This is a genomic window from Glutamicibacter ardleyensis (assembly GCF_014644555.1).
GTDB classification, from domain to species: Bacteria; Actinomycetota; Actinomycetes; order Actinomycetales; family Micrococcaceae; genus Glutamicibacter; species Glutamicibacter bergerei.
In genome coordinates this window covers 139,325-161,622 of sequence record NZ_BMKX01000004.1, presented here as the reverse complement: position 1 = coordinate 161,622, position 22,298 = coordinate 139,325, and the positions used below count along the sequence as shown (strand labels likewise).

Here is a 22,298-nt window from a genome sequence, read left to right as displayed (position 1 = left end):
GCAAGCTGCCCCACTGAGCGAAGGAACACCGTGATGGCGCACCACCTAATCGACCAGGAAAAACTGCACAGGTACCTAAGCCAGCATCTGCTGGGCTCCGAATCCGGGCTCAATCATTTTGAAGCCGCGAAAGATACCTGGGCCGGAACCGCGCATGAGGAGCGCTTCAACTCCTTGTGGAAGCAAGTCGAAAAAGACCAGCAGGATCTTGAATCGCTCATGGACCGCTTAGGTTTCAGCCGCGGACCCCTGGCGCAAGTCGCCGCTCCGGTGGCGAAACTTGCCGGAATGGTCAACCCGTTCAACCCCTTCAGGCAGCGCAAGATCTCGGCAGCGCAGGTTCAGCTGGACGTGCTCACCGGGCTGCTTAATGCCAAGTTGCGCATGTGGCAGACGCTGCAATTGATGGTTGGCGAAGAACCCCGGCTGGACCGGGCGCTGCTGGAAGACTTGGAGCAACGTGCAGTGTCCCAGATCAGCCAATTGGTTTTGCTCAGCGATGAAACCTGGGAGGACCGCTTCGCCCCCGAACCCACGGAGGGCAGCGCTGGAGGAGGCAAATGACGCGCAGGGCTAATGTCGTCGGCGCGGGACCCAACGGACTGATCGCCGCGGCGGTGCTTGCCGAACAAGGCTTTGAGGTGCAAGTCTTTGAGCGCAACGCCAAACCCGGCGGTGCTGCCGCCTCAGGCAATACCTTAGGTGATGGCATCGTGGTGGATCTGGGTGCCGCCGCCCACCCTTTCGCCTTCGGATCCCCTGCCTTCAGGCACTTCAACCTGACCGGGCAGGGTCTGGAATGGAAATTCCACGACTACCCGCTGGCCCACCCGCTTGATGGCGCCGATTCGGTGCTTCTGCATCAGGACCTGTCCGAGACCGTCAAGCAATTCCCAAAGGACTCGCGCGCGTGGCAGGCACTTCATGCACCGCTGATCGCCCGCCCGCACGACACCCTGGATAATGCGACCAGTCCGCTGCTGGGCATTCCACCGCACCCGGTGCTCATGGCGCGCTTCGGATTGCGCTCGCTGCCACCAGCCAGGCTGCTTGGTGCCGCAGCATTTCGTACACGCGAGGCCAAGGCGCTGTTTGCCGGCTCCAGTGCGCACTCCATGCTGCCACTCGAGCATCCCTTTACCTCCGGCTTCGGAGCGCTTTTCGGCGCATTGGGCCAGTCGTGGGGCTGGCCGGTGGCCCGCGGCGGGACCGGCAGCATTATCGAAGCCCTGCTCAAGGTCCTCCAGGCACTGGACGTGCGCATCCGTACCGGCACGCACATCACCGATATTGCCCAGCTGCCACCGGCAGAGCTGACTCTCTTGGACGTCACCCCGCGCCAATTACTGGATATTGCCGGATCCCGATTGCCCGCGCACTACCGCAAGCAGCTCGAACGCTGGCGCTATGGCACGGCGGTGTACAAGGTTGACTACCTGCTCGATGGCCCGGTGCCGTGGAATGACCCGCGCACGGCCAATGCGGGGACGGTTCACGTGGTCGGTGAAGCTGGCGAACTAGCGGATGCTGAACGCGAAGTAGCGGCCGGACGCATGCCGCAGCGCCCCTTCGTGATGGTGGTTCAGCCCTCCTCTGCCGATGAAACCCGAGCCCCCGCCGGGCAGCAGGTGATCTGGTCTTACGCGCACGTGCCGCAAGGGTATACCGGCAAGGCGGGAGAACTGATCGACGCGCAGATTCAACGCTTCGCACCGGGATTCAAGGACCGGATCCTGCGCCGGGCAGAAACCAGTCCGGCACAGCTTGAAGCATGGAACCCGAATCTGGTGGGCGGGGATATCGGCGGTGGATCGCTGAGCGGCCTGCAGCAGTTCGTGCGTCCTACCGCGTCGCTATCGCCTTATCGCTTGGGTGTGCCGGGGCTGTATCTGTGTTCTTCCTCCACCCCGCCCGGAGGCGGGGTGCATGGCATGGCCGGCTGGCATGCGGCGCACCAGGCACTCAAAGACCTGAGGCGAAGCTGAGAGAATTCCGGGAGCCGGTGGGAGGAATCAAACGGTGATGGCACATTGTTCTAGGCTGTGTTCCAACAATCCCTGTAGCACGTGAGGAATGGACCCATGAAACTTCCAGCGCACCGCGGACCGGCTAGCGCCCTGCTGTTCGAAATCCTCGGACAGGACGATCTCTCACCTGATTTGCAGGGACTCAATGAGGCAGCCACGCTGGCATTGCCAGATACCGATATCCTCTATGACGAAGACCTGCAGCTGTGTCTTTTTGCCCTGTACGAATTGCACTATGCAGGCTTCGATGAGGTCAGCGACCGGTGGGAGTGGCATCCGGGATTACTCGCGTTCCGTGCCCGGCTGGAAGCCGCCTTTGAATCCCGGCTGCGCGAAGCCGTCGGCAGTATCCCGAAAGTTCCCGGCACGGCCGAGGAAATCGCGATGGAGCTCTTCGAGCTGGCAAATTCCTCGGAAGGACCCTCAGTCGCCGACTTCGTCTCGCGTCACGCCAGCATCGAGCAGGTGCAGCAGTTCCTCATCCAGAAGTCCATTTACCAGTTGAAAGAAGCGGACCCGCATACCTGGGCCATCCCCCGGCTCACTGGCCGGGGCAAGTCCGCTCTGGTGGAGATCCAATTCGACGAGTACGGCAGTGGGCGGCCGGGCAAAATGCATAGCGAACTCTTCGCCCAGACCATGGCGGGGCTCGGCCTTGACACCGGCTTCGGCGCATACATCAACGCCATTCCGGCGATCACCTTGGCTTCGGTTAACATGATGTCGCTCTTCGGTTTGCACCGCCGGCTGCGCGGCGCCATTGCAGGACACCTGGCCATTTACGAAATGACTTCATCGATTCCCAGTTCGCGCTATGCGCGGGGGCTGCGCCGTCTGGGGTTCGGCACCGAGGTGACCGAATATTTCGACGAGCATGTGGAGGCCGACGCGGTCCATGAACAGATCGCCGGCCGCGATCTGGCCGGCGGGCTGATTGAAGCCGATCCGCAGCTTGGCCCAGCCGTGTTCTTCGGAGCCCGCGCGGTGTGCTTCATGGACGAGCTGCTCGGCCGCTGGCAAATGGATGCTTGGGACCAAGGGCGCAGCTCGCTGCGCGCCGGGGAGCTGTCCAGATGAGCGCGTCCGAGCCGGAGGCAAGCATTGTGGTCTGCCCGCGCGGACCGTTGCTGGTGCGCGGAGATTTTGAGATTCTTGATGCCGCGGGCCAACCGGTCCCGCGCACCCGCGGCACCGTTGCCCTGTGCCGGTGCGGAGCCTCGGCGATCAAGCCGTACTGCGATGGTTCGCACAAGCTCAATGGCTTCGAGAAGAACAGCTAAGTTGCGCGCTGCAGCGACGCCGGCACCTCAATTGCCCGTCCCCCGGAACGAAGGCGCATAGTGTCCAGAACTTTTGGCATCGAGGAGGAATTTTTCCTCTTCGACGCGCACACCTACAGCTTGGCCCCACTGAACCCGGAAGAATCCACACAGCTGCTCGAACTTAATGCGCAGGTGCATCCGGGCAATGTGCAGACCGAGTTCCTGGCGGCGCAAATCGAGATCGCGACGGCAGTCTTCCAGGATGCCGAGCTGGCTGTGGAGCAATTGCGTGCCACCAGGCAGCTGCTGCAGGCACGGTGCCAGCAGATCGGGGTCTTTCCCGCGGCGCTGGGTACGCCACCGGCCTTGCCTGCCCAGCCGGCACGGATCACGGACGCCCGGCGCTACGATTTGGTCCAGCAACTGGTTCCGGGACTGGCCGCCGAGCACTACCTCAGCGGAATGCATATCCATATCGGCATCCCGGATCTCCAATCCGGGGTGCACGCGCTCAATGGGCTTCGGCCCTGGCTGCCGGCACTGATCGCGATGAGCAGCAATTCCCCGTTCTGGCGCGGGCAGGATACCGGCTTCGCCTCGTGGCGCACCATCCAGTATCGGCGCTGGTCCATCAATGGGATTCCGCCTCATTTTCCTGATGCCGCGAGTTATCGAAGCCATCAACAACTGCTGCTTGGCTCGGAATCGCTGCTGGACGCGGGGCATATCGGCTGGAGCGCACGGCTCTCGGAGAAGTTCCCCACGATTGAAATCCGGGCCAGCGATGTGCAGATGACCAGCGGTGAAGCTGTGGCGCTGGCGGTTCTAGTCCGCGCGGTGGTGGATACTGTGCTCGATCACCCGCCGGTGCCGCCGACAGCTTCTTCCGAGGCGCTCCAGCTTGCCCTCTGGCAGGCAGCCAGATCTGGGCTGCGGGGCAAGCTGCTTGAGGCTAGTACGGGTGAAAATGTCCCAGCCATGGATCACGTAGGAACGCTGCTGGACTATGCCTCCGGCGCCCTGCGGGCCAATGGGGATGAAAGCCGGGTGCAGGCCGCGGTGGCCAAGTGGCAGGAAAACGGCACCGGGACCCAGCGCCAGCGTTCGGCGTGGTTATCAGGCGGCGACAAAGCGGTGCTGGATTTGGCTCGCGAGCACTTCGGCCAGTGAATACCCAGGATCATTCGAGCTCGAAACTATTCTGGGACTGAACGCACTGCTGACTAGTTGCGATACAACCTGAAAATTACCTGAGAATTCGGGAACTGAGTCAGAAATTTTGCGTCGCAAGTGATAATTTCTTGCCATGCTCCTGTTGATTCCCTTTGCAGGCACATGTCCTGCCTCGGTGAACCGGAGCGTGCGCAGCACTGCTCAAGTATTTTTGGAAGTATCGTCTAGAAGTGGAGGGTAGTTCACATGCCAGGCCGGCTAGTCAGGTCCCAGACCGCGCATCGTGTCGCACAGTTGCTGGGATCAAGAAAAGGAAGAGAACATCTCGCGGCATTCGGCTGGAAGCCGGGAATGCCTGTGATCATGACGCAGCCGTCAGAAAAGCTGGATGATGTCATGGGGCTGGTTTCAGTGCATCAGGGGCCTGTGCTCGTGGCTATGACTGAGCCGAGCACCGATGACTTGAGATTTCTGCATATTTCCGAGCCGTCGCCAGCCCTGATGGTGGTCGAACCGTGCCGACAAGATCACGCGATCAACAACCTGTTCGAGCAGGCAGAGCGTGCCGGAATGTCGATGTTCCGCGTGAAGTACTGGAAGTACAGCGCGGTGGCCCACACTATTCCGGTCTTTGACTACGAGGCGCATTCTTTCCCTCAGCCTGAACAGGCCAAAATTTCGGGAGAAAGCTAAGCGGCATCTGCCTCTGCTTAATAGGCATTAGCCGTCGTCTGCGGCGGCTAATGCCTATTGAGCCTGCCAGAAACTGACACCAGTTCCAGAACCAGCTGGACCTCCGCCACCCGGGAGTCCCAGTAAGCCTTGTCCAACCCGAATCCCCGCGTAGCGTCCGCCGCCTTGGTGCGGAAATCATCACGATAGTCTTCCAGTGCGTTCACCAAGTCGGCGAGCTGATCTTTGGTCAAGGAAAGATGAAGGATTTGATTAGGCATGCGATTGCCTCCTGCCTGTGTGGGCCCTGCTGGGTTATTCTTTCGTCCCGCTTTCAAGATACGAGGCTACGCCCCCGATTTTCTCGCTGCACGGACACTAAGGAGATTGCCAGATTCCTGTTGCTCGCCTCCAAGACGCTGGTATTTTCCCGTAAAGACTCAGGGCTCTTCAGCGTCGAAGGATCCAAACTCGATATTCCGCCGCTCGAATTCGCGGTGGCTGAAGGTAGCGCGCTGCACCGACTTGACCTCATCAAAGCTTGAACCGATAGCTCCGCCCAAGGTGCCTAGAGAAGCCGCCAGCCACGCAAGGTTGAGGTATTCGCTCATAGTTGCTTCATGATCCAGTTCAAAAGATAAGAACGCCTGATCAATGACCACGAGCGAACCGACCAGTAATGCGATGAACAATAGGGCGTACATGGCCGCGGCCGCCAACGCGACCGTGAACACCGTGGCGATATTGTAGAGCAGCAGTTTCTCCCGCCGCCGTGCCCCTTTGGGGCGCTCCCACAAGCGGTTGTGGAACAGCAGCCAAGTGGTGAGCACCAAGATGCTCACCACCGTAATCAGCACCAGTCGCCTGAAGCTGAGGTAATCGGCCATGGACCAGATGCTCGTATAGAACACACCGAATGCTCCAGTGGCTGCCGCGCCCGCCAACGCCGAGGAAAGCCGCGGCACTAAGCGCCACGGCCGGTTGCTGAGGATCATGCCAACAACGAGCAGCACCCGTCCGCGCAAGCCTTCAATGCTGTCATAGTGGTCCCCCGAGTCAGCGGAGTCCTCGATACGCACTTGAACACTTAACACCCGGCCCAGCGAGGTAGGCCGGGTCGGCGGCTTTCCTCCGCCGGCTAGCTCATGCAAGGCCTGCACAAAAAATCTGACTACCGCACGCCGCCGCGGCACCCCCATGCTGGGAAGCACCAAGGTGGCGGCGCCGTGTGCCTCGTTGATAATAGAGCGCACGGGCTGACCTCGTTCATACTGCGGCACGTCGGTCAGGTAGATCACGAATTCCCAACCGTACTTCTCGCGCAACCTGGCCACGTGCTTATTGACAATCACCTGGCCAGATTCGTTCATGGGCAGCGACACCGGATCGACCTCGATCACCCATCGAGTCCCGTCTTCATATTTTTCATTCAGCACCGTTTCCAGCCTGCTGGCCACCCGGTTCGCCAGCGATTGCGCGATGCCGGGATCTGCAAGCAGACCCACTGTGCGTGTATCAGTCTCGGTCTTGTCCATGGCGCACCTCCGAATTGCTTGAGCGCTAGGGCGCGCTGAGCAACACCCTAGAGATCCCGCCCGGCTCAAGCCAAAGACTTCCAGCAAGTTCGCAGATTCAAAGGCCAAAACCGGCCAAAAAACCCCGAAATTCCGGACTTTGAAATTCACAGGTAATGCCAACGCGTTCACTCTTGTGCCAGTGCGCGAGCTCTGGAAGTGTCGGTGATATCCAGCGGCTAGCGCGCTTGCGCACGCCCCTTCTCAAGATAAGGACAAAACATGTCGTTCATGGATAAGGCAAAAGAAAAATTCGAGGAAATCAAGGACCGGTTCGACGCCCCGGACAAGCCAGGAGTCGGTGAAGAAGAGTCCTCGGACGCCGGAGCGGGTCTGCCTGCTGATCAAGAGCCGGCTATCGGCGCTGATCCTGATCTGGATCCCTCAACCAAAGACCAATACGAAACCGAATAACTTTCCCATGAAGTTTTAGGAGGCAGACATATGAAAGCACTGACCTGGCAGGGCAAACGCAGCGTTTCCTACACCGAGGTTCCGGATGCACGGATCCAGGACCCCAAAGATGCGCTGGTGCGCATCACCTCGACCGCCATCTGCGGTTCGGATCTCCACCTCTACGAGTTGCTTGGACCTTACATGCATTCCGGTGATGTACTGGGCCATGAAGCCATGGGAATCGTCGAGGAAGTAGGCAACGAGGTCACCGGCCTCACGGCCGGGGACCGCGTAGTCATTCCCTTCAATATTTCCTGCGGGCATTGCTGGATGTGCCAGCGCGGCTTGCAGTCCCAGTGCGAAACCACTCAGGTACGCGAGTTCGGCAAGGGGGCTGCATTCTTCGGATACTCCGAGCTCTACGGCCGGGTGCCCGGTGGCCAAGCCGAGTTCCTGCGCGTCCCGCATGCCGATTACGGTGCCATCAAGGTCGGCCACGAGCTGCCCGATCACCGCTACCTATTCCTCTCGGACATTCTGCCTACCGCATGGCAGGGCGTGCAGTACGCCAATGTTCCCGACGGCGGCACGCTGGCCGTCTTCGGCCTGGGGCCGGTAGGGCAGCTCGCCGCGCGCATTGGCACGCATCTGGGGTACGAGGTCATCGGCATTGATCCGGTAGCCGAACGCCGTGCCATGGCCTCGCGCCACGGCATCAAGACGCTGGACTTTGCCAAGGACACCGTCGGTGAATTGCGCGGAATCACCGGGCGCGGTCCGGATGCCGTGTTGGACGCGGTCGGCATGGAAGCTCACGGCTCCCCCGGCGCGGCGTTGCTGCAGTCAGCCACCGGGCTGCTGCCGGATGTCGTTGCGCAGAAAGCCATGGAGAACATGTCGGTGGACCGTACCGTGGTGCTCCATGCAGCGATCTCGGCGGTTCGCCGCGGCGGGACGGTCTCGCTCAGCGGCGTCTATTCAGGCGCGGCTACTCCGATGCCTATGCTGGAAATGTTCGACAAGCAAATCCAGCTGCGCCAAGGCCAGTGCAATGTGCGCTCGTGGACCGAAACGCTCATGCCTTTCACCGAGGACCCGAAGGATCCGCTGGGACTCGATGATCTGGTGACCCATCAGGTCTCCTTGGAACAGGGTCCCCAGATGTACGAGACCTTCCAGAAGAAACACGACAAGTGCATAAAGGTGGTTATGACCCCTTAGGCTTCTTTGCGTTTGTCCGTTGCCGAGGAGGCCTTCTTCTTCTTCTTTTGAGTCGTTGGGGCCTTCTCGGTTTTCTTTGCCGTGGAACTGCCCGTCTTGGCGGACGTGGACTTCTTGGACGTGGACTTCTTGGATGAGGACTTTTTGGCCGGAGATTTTTTCGCCGGCTTGGCCTTGGCTGTTTTTTCCTTGGACGGTTTTGCCTTGGCCGGTTTCGCCTGGCTGCTTTTCGAAGACTTCGAGTCGATGCTGCGTTTGAGTGCTTCCATCAGATCGATGACCTCTCCCCCGGAATCCTCACCGGATTCTTGCTGGCCGAACGTGGCATCGGTGTCCAGTGCCTCGCCTTCGGCGAGCTTCGCCTCGATCAGCGTGCGCAGCTGCACCTGATAGTCATCCTCGAAATCTTCCGGGGTGAAGTCGGCGCTGAACTGCTCAACCAGCGAGGCAGACATTTTCAGTTCTTGGGCACTGATCCGAGGCGATGTTTCCGGCACTGCAAAGTCGGCGGCCCGGATTTCATCAGCCCACATCATGGCCTGCAGCACCAGCACTTTGTCGCGCACGCGCAGCACGCCCAAGCGTGTTTTCTGGCGTAGCGTAAACCTGACGATCGCGGTTTTCTCCGTGTCTTCCAAGGTGCGCCGCAGCAGTTCATAGGCCTTCGGGGATTTCGAATCGGCTTCCAGATAGTAGCTGCGCTCCAGAGTCAGCGGATCAATTTGTGCGGCCGGAACAAATTGGACCACTTCGATTTCTCTGCTCTTCTCCGCCGGCAGGGCATCCATCTCTTCATCGGTTAGCACCACGGTTTGCTCGCCATCGTCATAGGCCTTGTCGATGTCCTTGTAGGAGACTTTCTCCCCGCAGATTTCGCAGCGCCGTTGATAGCGGATCCGCCCTCCGTCTTTCTCGTGGACCTGATGCAGGTCGATATCGTGGTCGCTCGTTGCCCCATAAGCCTTGACCGGGACGTTTACGAGTCCGAATGCAATGGATCCTGTCCAGATAGCCCTCATGGGTCGAGTGAACCAGATACCCCGCGGCCATGGCAATGGCTGCGCGGTATTGCCAGTTTCCGCGGATTACTCCAGATCAAAACACAAAGCTTCCTAGGAATACTGGAATATGGCCGCTGGCTAAGGCACATTGGGCTTGGTAGGCAAAGGAGCGGCAGATGGGCAAGAACGGGCAAACAGTATCGGTCCAAGGGCGCGCCTTGAAGGTGAGCAGCCTGGATAAGGTCATGTATCCCAGTACCGGAACCACCAAGGGCGAAGTGCTCGATTATTATGCCCGGGTGGCGAGCTCACTGATCCCTCATGCCATGTGGCGTCCGGCGACCCGCAAACGCTGGGTTGATGGCGTGGGCACCGAAGCCGCTCCCGGTGCTGTGTTCTTCCGCAAGGATCTGGAAGATTCCGCCCCAAGCTGGATCCCCACGGCCAGCATCACCCACAGGAGCGGTGTGAGTGTTTACCCGCTGGTCAACGAACCGGCCGTACTAGCGTGGCTGGGCCAGGTCGCCGCCTTGGAAGTGCATGTCCCGCAGTGGAAATTTGACAGCTCACTGCAACCGCAGAACCCCGACCGGCTGGTCTTGGACTTGGACCCCGGACCCGGGGCGGGATTGGCCCAGTGCGCCCAGGTGGCGCTGCTCTGCCGGGAGATCCTGGAAGGCATGGACATGGAATGCTATCCGGTCACTTCCGGTTCCAAAGGCATCCACCTGTATGCCGCACTGGATGGAACGCACACCTCCGAGCAGATCTCGGCGGTCGCCAAAGAGCTGGCGCTCTCCTTGCAGCGCGACCTTCCGGATCTGGTGGTGTCCAGCGTGAAACGCTCGCTGCGCGAGAACAAGGTGCTGGTGGACTGGAGCCAGAACAACGCAGCAAAAACTACCATCTGCCCCTACTCGCTGCGTGGAAGGCTGCATCCGACGGTCGCCGCCCCGCGTACCTGGGAGGAAATTGCGGACCCCAAGCTGGCACAGCTTGATTTCCGCCAAGTCCTTGAACGCATGGATTCCGGGCTCGAACCCCTGGCGCCACTGGGTGCCTTGGCCCCGCGGACAACCGACAGGTTGGAGACCTACCGATCCAAGCGCGATGCACAGCTCACTCCGGAACCCGTGCCCGAATTTGAAGACCGGCTAGCGGATCCTGGCGATGCCGCCAAGGCATTTGTGATTCAAGAACACCACGCACGCCGCCTGCATTGGGACTTCCGCTTGGAACACGACGGTGTGCTGGTCTCCTGGGCAGTTCCCAAGGGTCCGCCGCTGGCCGAAGGCATCCGGCGATTGGCCGTCATGACCGAGGACCACCCCCTGTCTTACGGAAGTTTTGAAGGCAGCATTCCCAAGGGAGAATACGGTGCCGGAGAGGTGAGCATCTGGGATGCTGGCAGCTGCGTCATAGAAAAATGGTGCGAAGACAAGGAAGTCATCGCGGTCCTTCACGGGCGCGAAGACGGCGGGCTGGTCGGGGTCCCCCGGCGCTTTGCGCTCGTGCGCGCGCAGGGTATGGGCGAGAAGAAGAACTGGCTGCTGCAGCTGATGCGTGAGCAACCGGAGCCCGGTACCCGCGTAGCGCCGCCACGTTCGGTCCGTGCCGAAGAAACCGCCAGACGTAAGCCAGCAGACCTGGGCAAGGATTTTTCGCCCGCCCCGATGCTGGCGAGCATCGGGGAACCCAATGAGCTGGGCGCAGCCACAGGTTGGAGCTTTGAAATGAAATGGGATGGTTACCGGGCGCTGGCCACCGTGGGTGAGGACAGCGTCTTCCTGTCCAGCCGCAATGGAAAAGATCTGAGTGCTCATTTCCCCGAGCTGGCGCAGCTGGCCCGTTTGGCACCTGCCGGATCCATTCTCGACGGCGAGATAGTAGCCCTCAATTCTGCCGGCCGTCCGGATTTCTCCTTGCTGCAGCAGCGGCTTTCCGCGAGCCGCAAGTCGCTGCGGGCGTCCAAGGAATTACCTGCGGTCCAGCTGTTGCTCTTCGACGCGATTGCGCTTCCCGATCCGGGGTCAGGGCGGATGCAGGACCTCACGGGACTTCCTTATCATGAACGCCGCCAGCGGCTTCAAGCACAAGTGTCCGTTGACAATCATGTGAAAATCCCGCAGGCGCATCCCGGCTCCCTGGACGCTGCGCTGGAAACGAGCCGTGAGCTGGGCCTTGAAGGCGTGATGGCCAAGGAAACCAAGAGCCGGTACGAAATGGGCAAGCGCAGCCGCAGCTGGCTGAAGCTCAAGCATGAACTGCATCAGGAAGTTGTGGTCATCGGCTGGCGCGAAGGCAACGGTTCACGCTCCGGCAGTCTCGGCTCGCTGCTGCTGGCAGTACCTGAGAATGGACAATTGCGCTATGTGGGACGCGTCGGTACCGGTTTCAGCGACAAGCAATTGTCAACGGCACGTCATCGGCTCGACACCGTGATCCGCAAGACCCCGGCAGTTCAGCAGATTCCTGCCGATCATCGCCGCGATGCCCACTGGGTCACCCCGAAATTTGTGGCCGAAGTGCGCTACAGCGAGTTGACCCGGGAAGGCCGGCTGCGCCATCCGGTGTGGCGCGGCTGGCGTGCGGAGAAGTCTCCCGACGAAGTTACCTGGGAGCACCCCTAAAAATTTTGACCATCAGTAACCTACGGAAGGAAAACTCATGAAAATCATCGTCAAATTGCTCGGAACCCTCGCCTCGCTGATCACCGGTTGGCTGGGTGCCAAAGTGGTGGGCAGCGTCTGGAAAAAGGCCACCGGCGAGCAGCCTCCGTCGCTGGCAAACCCGGACAAACAGCAGCAAGCGACGCTGGGCAAGGTCGTGGCATTCGCGGTGATCTCCGGTGCGAGCGCCGCGTGCATCCAGGCGTTGACGAAGCGTTGGACACGGAACTTGGAGCTCAAGGCTGCCAAGCACTAGGACAAGACCTGAGGCTGGACGGGCGCCGGATCATTTTCCGGCGCCCGTCCAGCCTTCACTTGCCGGCCCGCGAGCCGACGCGGGTGCCGTGGCCCGCCAAGGTGGCCAAATAATCCGCGAAACCCTCGCGGAGCCTGCCGCGCAACCGACCTGAAGTCACCGCGTGCAGCGACGCCGAGGCATCCACCCGGTACCCGGCGTGGCGCAGTGCGCTGACCAGCGCAATATCCTCCCCTGCCTCCAACGGTTGAAAACCACCCACCGCCTCATAGGCCGCGGCACTGACCGCGAAGTTGGCTCCATGGATGTGGTGATGCCCGTCGACCGGACGGTAGGCTGCCTGCCACAGCGCAAAGATGCCAGGATCCAGCTCTCGGCGATCCGGTTCGACGGTTCCGGTGACTGCATCCGCTCCGGCCGCGTGGTATCTGGCAATGGAATCCAGCCAATGCTCCGGAACCCGGGTATCTGCATCGGTGCAAGCAACCCAAAGTGAGCCGCCGCTGGCGAGCGGAGCCAGTTCATTCACCGCGTGCCGCACGCCAGCAGCACGGCTGGCACCGACATTGCGATGCTGGACACAAAGTCCTGCAATCCGCGGGTCGGCGGCGCCATGGCGCTGGATTATTTCCGAAGTTTTATCGGTGCACGAATCCAATACGAAGGTCACTGTCACAAGTACTTCCGGATGGGTTGAGGCAAAACGCTCCATGGCAGATCCCAGCGACCGAAGGCACCCGTCAACATGGTCAGCCTCATTGTGCGCCGGAACAACGACGGCGATGGCGTCTAACGTATTACGACCCATGGCGGCCTGCCGGCTTGCGCAGTATTTCAAGCAAGAAATCTTGTTCCTGATGAACTACTGCGGCTTCCCAAATCCACGCGCCGGCCATACGATGCACGGCTTTTCCATCCAGCGGCCAGCCTTCAATGGGATGCAGCCAGTGGCACAGCACCAGTTCGCCGCCGGGTTCAAGCACCGTGGCACAGTGCTGGAGAACTTCGGCTAATTCATCCGCGGCCAAGAAGTAGCCAATTTCGCTGAGCACCACCAAGTCCATTGATGCGGGGTCGCAGTGCGGCCATTGCCCCGGCAACGTCGCTTGGCGCAGGCTCACATGTTCCATGCCGGTCACCTGCTCGCCTGCGTGGGCCAGTGCCTCGGCGCTGGCATCAACAGCCAGCAATTGGCCGCTTCGCTTAGCCAACGCGGCCGTTTGCATTCCAATGGAACACCCTAATTCCAATACGGAGCGATAGCGGCGGCGCGGCAGCGAGGCCATCATGATTTCTTGCTTGCGCTGCTCGTAGTGGCTGTCCTTGTAGTTCCACGGGTCCGGCCGCTGGGCATACAGCTCATCAAACACCTGGGAGGCGGCAGCTGCATCCTTGTCGCCTGGCCAGGTAAGCCGGAAGATTTCCCGCGGACCGTGGAAGTGCTCCAGAAATTGGCTATCGAGCAGCACCTCATCCCCGGGCAGGCTCGATAGCGGCTGCGTTTGGGATGTGTGCGCGGCCAGCGCCCGGCGCTTGGCCTGCACCGTTTGTTCATCCAATGCAAGCTGGGTCCAATGCCGCCAGCGCACCTCGGTGCCCGGGGCAGCCCAATGCCAGTACCAGATGGGAAATTCCAGATGGCATAAGGACAGCTCTGCACAGATTTTCGCTGCAAGGCGACCGAGCACCTCATGATCGGGGTGCCCGTCACTGCGGTAAGTACTGGCTACCACAAAGGGTCCGTCCTCGGTGATTTCACGCAGTGCTGCCCCAATCTCGGTGGCGTGCGAAGGCAAGTGCCCATCGGGCAACCGAAGGCAGCGCAAGTGCACTGCACCGCTTGCCTTGGCCTCAGCGCGCAGCAGCGCCATGGCCTGCTCAAGTTCTGCTTCACGCACGGCGGCCAATTGGGCCGGCGAATGCGTGGCGGATTCCGGATGCGACGCCTCGCCTAACGTGCAAACCAAAACCGTCACCTCCAGGCCCATTTTCACCGCTTGGTGGATCAGGCCGCCTGCACCGAGTGTCTCGTCATCTGGATGCGCTGCCAGGACTACCAGCTTGGTGCCTTGGGTAAATACCCGGGAAAGATCCAGCTGCTCCAGGTCTCCCAAGCCATGGGCATTCCATTGCGCGGCCGCGGTGCCTTGGTCAGTGTGGCTGAACGTCACCATGGCAATGCACCTGCTCGGGCATGCTGCTGAAGAACCATCCGTCCCAGTGCCGCATCATCGCGGGCACCATGGTGCTGGCGCACATAGATCCCCAGGTCAGCCACGCGCCGTGCGTGGTTTTCATCTGTAGCCAGCGGACCTGGCCCGGTTGCTTCGGCACTGATCTGCAGGACCCGTCCGCATAGCTGGGCGATGTGGCCGCGCACGCGGGCTGCATGCATTGCGTCAAGTGCACCGCTGTCGGCTAGTCCGGCCGCATGATGAAGTACCTGGGCACCTCCGGCCAGCAGCCGGTCAGCTTCGCCGAGCCAGGCCAGCGCCAGTTGATCTGGCTCTCTCTTGGCGGAGCTCTCCAGCAGGTGGCGGAAGATTCCACTTGCTCCCCCGAACCAGCAGGCCGCCACGCCGGCCCCGCCGACGGCGAAGCCCGCCCGGTCTAGATACCAACCAGCCGGACCTACCGGCTTTGCCTTCACCGAGGCAAAGCGCACCGACCCGCTGGGCAGCCGGGCCATGCCACGGCTGATCCAATTGCCGGTTTCGGCATGGATGCCGGGCTGGTCCAGCTGCACGGTGAACAGCCTGCGCCCTTGGGCAGTGTGCGCGCTGATCAGTGCATGGGAAATCTGGCCTGCGAGCGAACACCATGGCTTAATACCGTTCAGCTCCCATTGACCGTGATCATCTGCGGTGGCCTCCAGTGTGCTGCCGGGACCTTCGGCCGCATAGACACCCCACGTTTGACCCGGCTGCCACGGCTTGCCCGCTTCGCCCAGGATGGCTGCGGCATCGAAGTGCGGTTCCACGCTGCGCGCGGCCACCAAGTCGATGGCGCCAAGCGAGGCGAGGAATTCCCATAATTGAACGGTGCTTCCCTGTCCAGGTACCGGCGGATCCACCGTCGCGCGTGCCAGCGCCCGGAGCACGGTGGCTGGGTCACCTTGGCATTCGCCGGCGGCTTCGAGTATTGACGGCCCGGCTGGCCACCACGCAGTTTCTGGTTCCGAGTCCGCGCATCCGGGCGTTGCACCGAATTTCACTGGCCTGTGTCGCATGAATATCCTCCTGCACTTTCGGGCCAGTGTAGAGCAATCCCCCGTGTCATGGAGCAAGCTGATAGGCCCCTGATAAGGTGCTTCCGATTGGGTCGCCCTTAAGCCGATCCAGTCACGAGCCGCTCTATAGCTGTGAATAATCTGAGAAGGATTAACCACTTAAATATGAACCGTGCCACACCTGCTACATTCAAGGCAGTGCCAGATTCACCGATAGCCGGCGCAGGAATTCCTTCATCGATGGCAGTGGGTGTTTTCGCGGCACACCATGGGGAGCACTCGAAATATCGTTCACAAGTGGAGGTAGTTCTAATGCCCGGACATATCGTCAGATCCAAAACCGCTGAGCGTGTGACCCTATTGCTGGACTCGCGCGAGGGCCGGAAGTATCTTGCACGCCACGGCTGGAAAGAAGGCATGGCGATCGTGATGACTCTGCCCTCGGAGCCATTGGAAGATGTCATGGGGCTCGTGTCGGTTCATCCGGGAGCCGTACTTGTCGCGATGGTCGACGAGGATTCCCAAGACCTGCGTTTTATCCACGTCTCCGAGACTTCCGCCGCGCTGCAGGTCGTCGAGGAATCGGCACGCAGTATGTCCTTCGGAAATTTCGTTGATGCTCTGGAACTGGGCGGCATGGCGACGTTCAGAATCCGCTACTGGAAATACAGCGCGGTCGCCCATATCCTGCCGGTCTTTGACACCTCGGAATTCCAGCAGGCTACCGTGTATCAGCGGACCTCCACACGGCTTTAGAACCTGGCAATACCGGCATCCGCGGCAGGCAACGCCAGCACGCGTGCCGGAAATTCGCTGCTCATGAACCTCAACAAGCTAGTCCTGGCCGATGCTCATCCTGATAGCGGATCGCACGGTCAGCAATGTCGCGTCGATATCTCCTGCCCGGGACTTCCAGTACTCGGGATCCAGTCCGAAGCCATTTTGGGCTTCGACGGCCTTGCGCAGAAAATCGTCGCGGTGATCTTCCAAGGCATTAACAAGGTCTGAAATTTGGGACTTGGATAGCGCCAGGTTGAGATTGATATCGGTCATTGCGTTGACTCCGCCGTGCGTTGAATGCTGGTAAATAAAACTTGCTTACACCCTACGCCTTTAAGGTGCCGATGGTGCAAAGGGTTAGCTCAAGCCTACGTTTTGGGTTGCGCGTGAAAGTACCGGAAGTAAAGATCACCAGGCTTATCCGGCGTGGGAGCCGCTGGTTCCCAGCTGGTATTCAGTTTAAAACAGCGGATGTGCGATTAGTTCTATAGTTCCAATTGTAAGTACCAGATCCAAACAGGAGGTAGTGACCATGGGTATCGGAGATAAAATCCAGAACAAGGCTCAGGAAGTATCTGGAAAAGCCAAGGAATCGATTGGCGATGCAACTGACAACGAAAGTCTGCAGGCCGAGGGCGCCAAGGACCAGGCTGCTGCGCACACCAAGCAGGCTGGCGAAAACGTCAAGGACGCTGCCAAGGATGTCAAAGACGACCTGACGAAGTAGTTGCCTAGCACCTGGCGCCCCATGGATCTTCGGATCATGGGGCGCCATGTGCATGTTTACCCCTTGGGTAGCCAGCCTTTGAGCCTTGGCGAAGGCACCACGGCTTCAAGCGCGATGATCTACTGCCTACCGCACTAAGCGGCAACGGCCTCCGAACCCTTGCGGGAATCGGAGGCCGATAGTGTTATGGATCAATGCGGTGCCATGGTGTTCACACGGCTATAGCTGCACGGTATTCGAATCCCCCGGCTCGGCATTCTTGCCGGTGAGTTTATGCTTCACCCACCCGGCGACCAAGCTTGCTGCGCCACCTGGATTCTTCCAGTACTCCGCGGATTCGGAATCCACGCGCAGCAGCACCGTCTCAGGCGATTCAGGGCCATCGGTGGCAAAGGTTTCCACCATGGGATTCCATAGTTCCTTTTTCTTCGCCACGTCGCGCACCACCGATGCGCGTCCGCTGACCGAGACCCACTCCTTGTTTCCGGAGAACGAGACGTTCACCAGGTCCTGCGTCTCGAATTCACGAACGATATCCGACTGCGCGGTAGAGAAGAACCATAGATCTCCGTCTTCTTTCACGTCGATGACCGTCAGCGGGCGGCTGACCAGACGCCCTTGGCTCTGGGTCGCGACCATGCCGATGCGCACATCGTTGATGATGCCGATAACTTTGTCTACCTCTTCGTTGGCCATGCTTCAGCTCCTTGGAATCGGGATGTTCAGGTCGCTTTCCACGCTACAGATTTTCAGCGCCGTGCAAAGCCGTACTCAGTGGATTGCCAGCTAGCAGGTCCACACACCGCTGCGCATCGAAGCAACCGCCGGCATGGCTCGGAAGCTAACCGCGCAGATCACCGGGCACCGGCGGCACTGGAGCCGGTTTTAGGCGATGTCTTGCGTCTGCCCAGCAAAGTCGCATAGATGCGTTGATGGGCTTCGGCCAGCGCTTCGCGTTGCTCTTGGCGTTCGGCGGCCCCCATGCCCGGAATGAATTCCATGGCGACCTGCCGGCGCACTGCAGCACGCAGCGACTCCTCCTCGACTTGGTCCGCGTTCCAGCGGTACGCGGCCAGCGAGGGATGCTGTCCTGCATACTGGCCGCACAAGGGAACAACCACCGCCGTTCCGGCGTCCAAGGCGGCTTCGAGCCAGCCCGAATGCGTCCCGAACTGATAAGGCAAGACGTTGACGTCCAGAGAAGCAAAATACTCGCACAGCTCCTGGTGGCTGAAGTACTCATGGGAAACCAGCTCCCATTTTCCTTTCAGCTGGCCGCCGGTGAGCAGCCGTGCCAGCTCCTCGCGGTATTCGCTGCTATCTGGATCCAGCACCTGGCGGTGGATATTAACTTGCAGTACCGCGTTCGGGATTTCCGCGACAATCCGCGCCAGCGGTTCGAGGATCGCCGGGGAAATATTGGCGCGCAGCCCCTTCAAATGCACACCCACCCGCCGCAGACGCTGGGGATCCTGTGCCCGCTGCGTTCGCCGGCTCTGGCGAATCCGCTCCATCACTGCAAAGTCCAGCACATGAGGATGCGGCAGCACATGGGCTTGCCGGCCCCATTGGGCAGCAATTGCGGCCGCTGCGCCATCGGTCAAGGTGATCAGCTCATCTGCACCGGTGATGAGCACATCCAGCAGGGCCAGATGCGCGGCCGAATCCGGTTGGTGCGGATTGATCAAGTCGTGCACGGTATATACCAGCGGCTTGCCCCAGCGGCGCAGCTCTGCCATGGTTTCGCGAAGCTGCTGGGGATCCAGCGCATCAAAACCGAAGTGGACATGCATCAGGTCAAAGGAGTCATGATGGTCCCGGACCCATTGGGCGCTGAGCATGACCGGCGGCCACCACGGGGATTGTCTGCTGCGCGAGCCCCGGGCAGGCACCGGATCCGGCAACCGGAGAATCTGCGGGCGCCGCTGGCCGTGGCAGGATTCCAGGTGGCGGATGTAGATCTGGTCGCTGGGTACCGAAGCGACGCGGATGATGTTGGACGTAATCTGAGAAGTCATGGTGGATCCTGCTTTGCGAGTGTTCTTTTGAGTAATGTCGAGCCGTACGGATTTGTCCATCTGCCCGGCAGCGCCGGGTAAGTGCCAGGGAGCCGAGGAACAACATGGAATTTTCAGTTTTGGTCATTGCCCATGGCCGAGCCGGCCACCTGCAGCGGCTGCTAGACGGGGTGCAGCGCAGCACCTGTCGGCCGCAGGAAGTGGTGGTGGTGTACATGGATGATCCGCGGCCTGAGCCGGTGGCCTGCACGCTTCCACTGCGGATTATCCATCTGCCTTCCTTGCCGCACGAAAGCGGACTTCCGCTGGCCCGCGCCCGCAATGCTGCAGCGCACGCGGCACGCTCGGATCGGCTGGTGTTCCTGGATGTCGATTGCATCCCCGCGCAACCTGCTTTGTCCGAGCTGCTCGAAACCTTGGCAGAGCACCGCGGGCTGGTGATGGCCGAACCGCGCTATCTGCGCCAGCCTTTGGAACCCGGGCCCACGCCTGCCGATCAGCGGCTTGCGGAGCTTTCGGTCGCGCACCACGCGCGGGCAGATCTTCCACGTAACACTCCTTGCGAGCATCACGAAATGTTCTGGTCCTTGGGATTCGCCATCCACGCCCGGGACTTCGCGCGGCTTGGCGGATTCAGCACCGGCTACGGCGGATACGGAGGCGAAGACACCGACTTCGCCCTGGCCGCGCGTGCACAGGGTCTTGCGGTGACTTTCAGCAGCGCGGTCATCTTCCACCAGCATCACTCGGTGTACAAGCCGCCGCTGAACCATTTTGCGGACATCGTCCAGAATGCCAAGATTTTCCGGCAGCGCTGGGCAATCTGGCCTATGGAAGGCTGGCTCGCTTCCTTCCAGCAATTGGGTCTGATCAATTGGAACGCTGAGGCTAAGCCGTTGCAGATCCTGCGCCATCCCACCGTGAGCGAAATCGAGCAGGCACAGAGCCTGGAACCCTATTAGCATCTGCTTGCCCCTGCCACTAGGTCCCCGGCCATAGACCGAAGCCGCCCGGTGAATTCCTCCGGGTCAATGAACAAGGCCCGGGCCAGTGCGAAGCGGTCGGTCTGCGCCGTCTGCTCGAGGATCATGTTCCAGTTTGCGGGGCTCTGCCACGAGTCGAGCATCAAGCACCCGGTGGCTCGCTGCAGCATTGATGCATAGCAGCGCTGTTCGTCGAAGGGACGTTCTTCGGGTATCAGCAGCACTGGCCTGCCGCAGGCCGCCGCGGCAGAAACCGCGTTGTGCCCGGAGGAGGTGATTACTACCGTGGCCTGTGCAAGGAAGGGTGCTGGATCCGGCACTAGCCCATGGAATCGCAGATTCTCCGGGATCCTTGAACCGTCCGGGTTTACCGACCCGAGCACCTCCCAAGTCCATTGACTGGCGCAGGCCGCTGCCCGGACAATGTCCGCTTGCCCGATGGAAGAACCGAGCGAGGTCTGCACCACGACTTTGCCCCGCAGTGTTCCAGCATCGGCAGATCCGCTGGAATCCTGGCTCTGTGCCAAGGCCGCGGCGGGGCGCGGCACCGCCAGGTAGTGGCTTTTATGCGCGTACCGCTCCAGATGAGCTGCATCTTCCAGTTCCTGCGGATAGTAGGCAAAAAGAGCGTCAGCGATGTCGTAGGCCATGGCGTGCGCCTTATCGCTGCGTTTTCCGGGCATGCGCCGCATCGCCACGCGGTAGCCGCTGAGCTTGGCGAAGAGTGCGACTTCCACCGATACATCGACCATCACCAGATCGGGGGCAAACCGCTTCCACGCCTGGTTCAGCGTGGCGAATCGTTCGGTGATGTGTCTGCCTACCGGCGCGTAATGCAGGTATCCACCCGTGGCCGGTTGGGTCGTTTGCTCCGGGTGCACATCTGCGGTTAAGGAGACGTAATTTGTCCCGGCCGGCAGCAGCGTCCCGTGGTTCGGCCCGGTGCTGGTGACCTGCACCTCGAAGACGGAGGCGTCGATGATCCTGCGGGCATGGCGCAGGTGGCCGGAACCCACATGGTGGGCATAGTAGGAAATCCGCGGTGCGCTCATGATTCCCGGCCTCGAAGCGCAAGGGGCGAAGCGATCTGCGCGAGCAGGGATTCATAGGCTTCAATCATCAGTTCACGCGAAAAACCCGCGGCACGTTCGCGCACCTTCTGGCGGTCCATGGCCAAGGCCCTTGCCACTGCGTGGCCAAGCGCCGTGGCGGTCCGCGCAGTGGCGAGCGCGCCGCCGGTCGTTCCGATCAGTTCTGCCATGGCCCCGGCCGGCAGGGCGGCGACCGGGGTGCCACAGGCCATCGCCTCAAGTGTGGTCAGTCCGAAGGGCTCTTCCCACAGCGGCGAGGAGATGAACACCTCGCTGGAGCCAATGAGCTGCCGCAGTTCCTCTTGCGGCAGATGCCCCAGGTATCTGGCGTCCTCGGCCAGGGACGGGGCGATCAGCTCATTAAAGTATTCCCAGTCCTGGATGGGCCCGGCCATTGCCAATCGCAGATTATTAGCCCGGGCCGCAGCGATGGCCAGATGCGTGCCTTTCTCCGGGGTGATGCGTCCGGTCCAGGCCGCGGTTCCCGCACTGACCTCGGCATGGGGCTGGTTTCCCCAGAATTCCATGTTAATTCCATTGGGGATGATCTCCAGCTGCGGCAGCCAGCGGCGCCATGCCCTGGCATTAACGGCCGAAACCGTAGCGAAACGGTGCCGCTCATCGGTTTTCTGCTTGTCCAGCAGCGAGGTAATCCTAGGAAGCGGAGGGGTGTGGAGAATGTGCAGGACAGCCATTCCCTGCAAATGCGCGTGCGGTATTGGACTGAGCGAATTATTGATGACCACGTCAAAATCACCGGCGCGAACATGCTCTACCGCTGACTTCATCGCACCGTCCAGCTTCCGGTGCTGCGCATTTTTAAGATGGTCATCCGGATATCCCCGGACCTCGAAAGTCCCGGAGATCACCGGATGGATCCGAAGCGTGGCTCGCGGGGAAAGCGCTTCACTGCCTGCTTTGGCGAACAGAGTGACACGGTGTCCGCGCGAACTGAGATCCGAGACCAGATGCGCGGTATGCGCTTCCATCCCGCCGGCAAAAGGTGCGCGGATTGGATGGTGCAGATGCGCAAGAACCGCAATGCGAAGTGGGTCAGGCGCGTCCAGTAACTGGATTGACACGTGCTTAGCCGCCTTTCTATGACTTCTCCCCACGGAGAGTATTGATCCACCGCAGAGTATCCCTCCGTCCATACCCGGTGTCGCAGATCCCAGAATTTCCCAGCATTCTTCCGGTTTTGCGGAGCACAAGTATTCCT

24 protein-coding genes are annotated in these 22,298 nt (G+C 60.7%); 13 read left to right on the top strand and 11 right to left on the bottom strand.

The genetic code is table 11. The annotated features are described in order from the left end of the window. Positions 1-33 precede the first annotated feature (33 nt). From IEX04_RS10010 to IEX04_RS09985, 6 genes are all read left to right on the top strand, one after another. Entirely contained in the window at positions 34-564 is a 531-nt protein-coding gene (locus IEX04_RS10010; RefSeq protein ID WP_096254992.1) for a hypothetical protein, read from the top strand. Continuing rightward, entirely contained in the window at positions 561-1,985 is a 1,425-nt protein-coding gene (locus IEX04_RS10005) for a phytoene desaturase family protein (RefSeq protein ID WP_188685509.1), read from the top strand. Before IEX04_RS10010 ends, IEX04_RS10005 begins: the two co-directional genes overlap by 4 nt. A 96-nt stretch (positions 1,986-2,081) precedes the next feature. Further along, positions 2,082-3,104, top strand: a complete 1,023-nt coding sequence (locus IEX04_RS10000) for an iron-containing redox enzyme family protein (protein ID WP_188685507.1) — start codon at positions 2,082-2,084, stop codon at positions 3,102-3,104. Next, entirely contained in the window at positions 3,101-3,307 is a 207-nt protein-coding gene (locus tag IEX04_RS09995; protein ID WP_188685505.1) for a CDGSH iron-sulfur domain-containing protein, read from the top strand. Before IEX04_RS10000 ends, IEX04_RS09995 begins: the two co-directional genes overlap by 4 nt. Before the next feature lie 60 nt (positions 3,308-3,367). After that, entirely contained in the window at positions 3,368-4,459 is a 1,092-nt protein-coding gene (locus IEX04_RS09990) for a carboxylate-amine ligase (RefSeq protein WP_188685503.1), read from the top strand. A 354-nt stretch (positions 4,460-4,813) separates the two neighbouring features. After that, a complete protein-coding gene (locus IEX04_RS09985; protein ID WP_229677093.1) occupies positions 4,814-5,155 on the top strand; it encodes a hypothetical protein in 342 nt (113 codons plus the stop codon). A 47-nt stretch (positions 5,156-5,202) separates the two neighbouring features. Here the strand turns inward: IEX04_RS09985 and IEX04_RS09980 are convergent, their stop codons facing one another. After that, positions 5,203-5,415, bottom strand: a complete 213-nt coding sequence (locus IEX04_RS09980; protein ID WP_096254986.1) for a hypothetical protein — start codon at positions 5,413-5,415, stop codon at positions 5,203-5,205. Between the two features lie 159 nt (positions 5,416-5,574). Beyond that, positions 5,575-6,669, bottom strand: coding sequence for a hypothetical protein (locus IEX04_RS09975; protein ID WP_188685496.1), 1,095 nt, complete (start codon positions 6,667-6,669; stop codon positions 5,575-5,577). 261 nt (positions 6,670-6,930) lie between these two features. On the opposite strand from IEX04_RS09975, the gene IEX04_RS09970 reads away from it, so the two are divergent. Then, entirely contained in the window at positions 6,931-7,122 is a 192-nt protein-coding gene (locus tag IEX04_RS09970) for a hypothetical protein (RefSeq protein ID WP_096254984.1), read from the top strand. Between the two features lie 30 nt (positions 7,123-7,152). Then, complete coding sequence (locus tag IEX04_RS09965; RefSeq protein ID WP_188685493.1) at positions 7,153-8,325, top strand: alcohol dehydrogenase catalytic domain-containing protein; 1,173 nt, start codon at positions 7,153-7,155, stop codon at positions 8,323-8,325. Here IEX04_RS09965 and ku read toward each other — a convergent pair. Then, complete coding sequence (gene ku / locus IEX04_RS09960; RefSeq protein WP_188685491.1) at positions 8,322-9,344, bottom strand: non-homologous end joining protein Ku; 1,023 nt, start codon at positions 9,342-9,344, stop codon at positions 8,322-8,324. The two genes, IEX04_RS09965 and ku, sit on opposite strands and share 4 nt — an antisense overlap. Positions 9,345-9,502: 158 nt before the next feature. On the opposite strand from ku, the gene IEX04_RS09955 reads away from it, so the two are divergent. Both IEX04_RS09955 and IEX04_RS09950 read left to right on the top strand, forming a co-directional pair. After that, positions 9,503-11,956, top strand: coding sequence for an ATP-dependent DNA ligase (locus tag IEX04_RS09955; protein WP_188685489.1), 2,454 nt, complete (start codon positions 9,503-9,505; stop codon positions 11,954-11,956). Between the two features lie 37 nt (positions 11,957-11,993). Then, positions 11,994-12,251, top strand: a complete 258-nt coding sequence (locus tag IEX04_RS09950) for a DUF4235 domain-containing protein (RefSeq protein ID WP_096254981.1) — start codon at positions 11,994-11,996, stop codon at positions 12,249-12,251. A gap of 55 nt (positions 12,252-12,306) precedes the next feature. On the opposite strand, the gene IEX04_RS09945 is transcribed toward IEX04_RS09950, so the two are convergent. From IEX04_RS09945 to IEX04_RS09935, 3 genes are read right to left on the bottom strand one after another with little or no spacing between them, the layout of a single operon-like run. Further along, positions 12,307-13,059 carry a glycosyltransferase family 2 protein gene (locus IEX04_RS09945; protein ID WP_188685487.1) on the bottom strand — a complete coding sequence of 251 codons (753 nt, stop codon included), beginning with the start codon at positions 13,057-13,059 and terminating at the stop codon, positions 12,307-12,309. Next, positions 13,049-14,425 carry a bifunctional PIG-L family deacetylase/class I SAM-dependent methyltransferase gene (locus tag IEX04_RS09940; RefSeq protein WP_188685485.1) on the bottom strand — a complete coding sequence of 459 codons (1,377 nt, stop codon included), beginning with the start codon at positions 14,423-14,425 and terminating at the stop codon, positions 13,049-13,051. Before IEX04_RS09940 ends, IEX04_RS09945 begins: the two co-directional genes overlap by 11 nt. Next, entirely contained in the window at positions 14,419-15,480 is a 1,062-nt protein-coding gene (locus tag IEX04_RS09935) for an acyl-CoA dehydrogenase family protein (protein ID WP_188685477.1), read from the bottom strand. Before IEX04_RS09935 ends, IEX04_RS09940 begins: the two co-directional genes overlap by 7 nt. Before the next feature lie 165 nt (positions 15,481-15,645). On the opposite strand from IEX04_RS09935, the gene IEX04_RS09930 reads away from it, so the two are divergent. Then, complete coding sequence (locus IEX04_RS09930) at positions 15,646-16,236, top strand: hypothetical protein (protein ID WP_229677092.1); 591 nt, start codon at positions 15,646-15,648, stop codon at positions 16,234-16,236. Positions 16,237-16,314: 78 nt separating this feature from the next. Here IEX04_RS09930 and IEX04_RS09925 read toward each other — a convergent pair whose 3' ends face one another. Continuing rightward, a complete protein-coding gene (locus IEX04_RS09925; protein ID WP_188685475.1) occupies positions 16,315-16,533 on the bottom strand; it encodes a hypothetical protein in 219 nt (72 codons plus the stop codon). Positions 16,534-16,792: 259 nt separating this feature from the next. On the opposite strand from IEX04_RS09925, the gene IEX04_RS09920 reads away from it, so the two are divergent. Continuing rightward, complete coding sequence (locus tag IEX04_RS09920; RefSeq protein ID WP_096254976.1) at positions 16,793-16,987, top strand: CsbD family protein; 195 nt, start codon at positions 16,793-16,795, stop codon at positions 16,985-16,987. Positions 16,988-17,206: 219 nt separating this feature from the next. On the opposite strand, the gene IEX04_RS09915 is transcribed toward IEX04_RS09920, so the two are convergent. After that, complete coding sequence (locus tag IEX04_RS09915; RefSeq protein ID WP_188685473.1) at positions 17,207-17,683, bottom strand: pyridoxamine 5'-phosphate oxidase family protein; 477 nt, start codon at positions 17,681-17,683, stop codon at positions 17,207-17,209. Positions 17,684-17,841: 158 nt separating this feature from the next. Continuing rightward, complete coding sequence (locus IEX04_RS09910; protein ID WP_188685471.1) at positions 17,842-19,005, bottom strand: glycosyltransferase family protein; 1,164 nt, start codon at positions 19,003-19,005, stop codon at positions 17,842-17,844. A gap of 104 nt (positions 19,006-19,109) precedes the next feature. Here IEX04_RS09910 and IEX04_RS09905 point away from each other — a divergent pair, with 104 nt between their 5' ends. Next, the gene (locus IEX04_RS09905; protein WP_188685469.1) at positions 19,110-19,967 is read left to right on the top strand and encodes a glycosyltransferase family 2 protein; all 858 of its coding nucleotides are present in this window, start codon (positions 19,110-19,112) and stop codon (positions 19,965-19,967) included. Here the strand turns inward: IEX04_RS09905 and IEX04_RS09900 are convergent. Further along, positions 19,964-21,040 (bottom strand): glycosyl transferase, encoded by a 1,077-nt coding sequence (locus IEX04_RS09900; protein ID WP_188685467.1) that lies wholly within the window; start codon positions 21,038-21,040, stop codon positions 19,964-19,966. The two genes, IEX04_RS09905 and IEX04_RS09900, sit on opposite strands and share 4 nt — an antisense overlap. Further along, positions 21,037-22,161 carry a glycosyltransferase gene (locus IEX04_RS09895; RefSeq protein ID WP_188685465.1) on the bottom strand — a complete coding sequence of 375 codons (1,125 nt, stop codon included), beginning with the start codon at positions 22,159-22,161 and terminating at the stop codon, positions 21,037-21,039. The genes IEX04_RS09900 and IEX04_RS09895 overlap by 4 nt, the downstream gene beginning before the upstream one ends. Positions 22,162-22,298 lie beyond the last annotated feature (137 nt).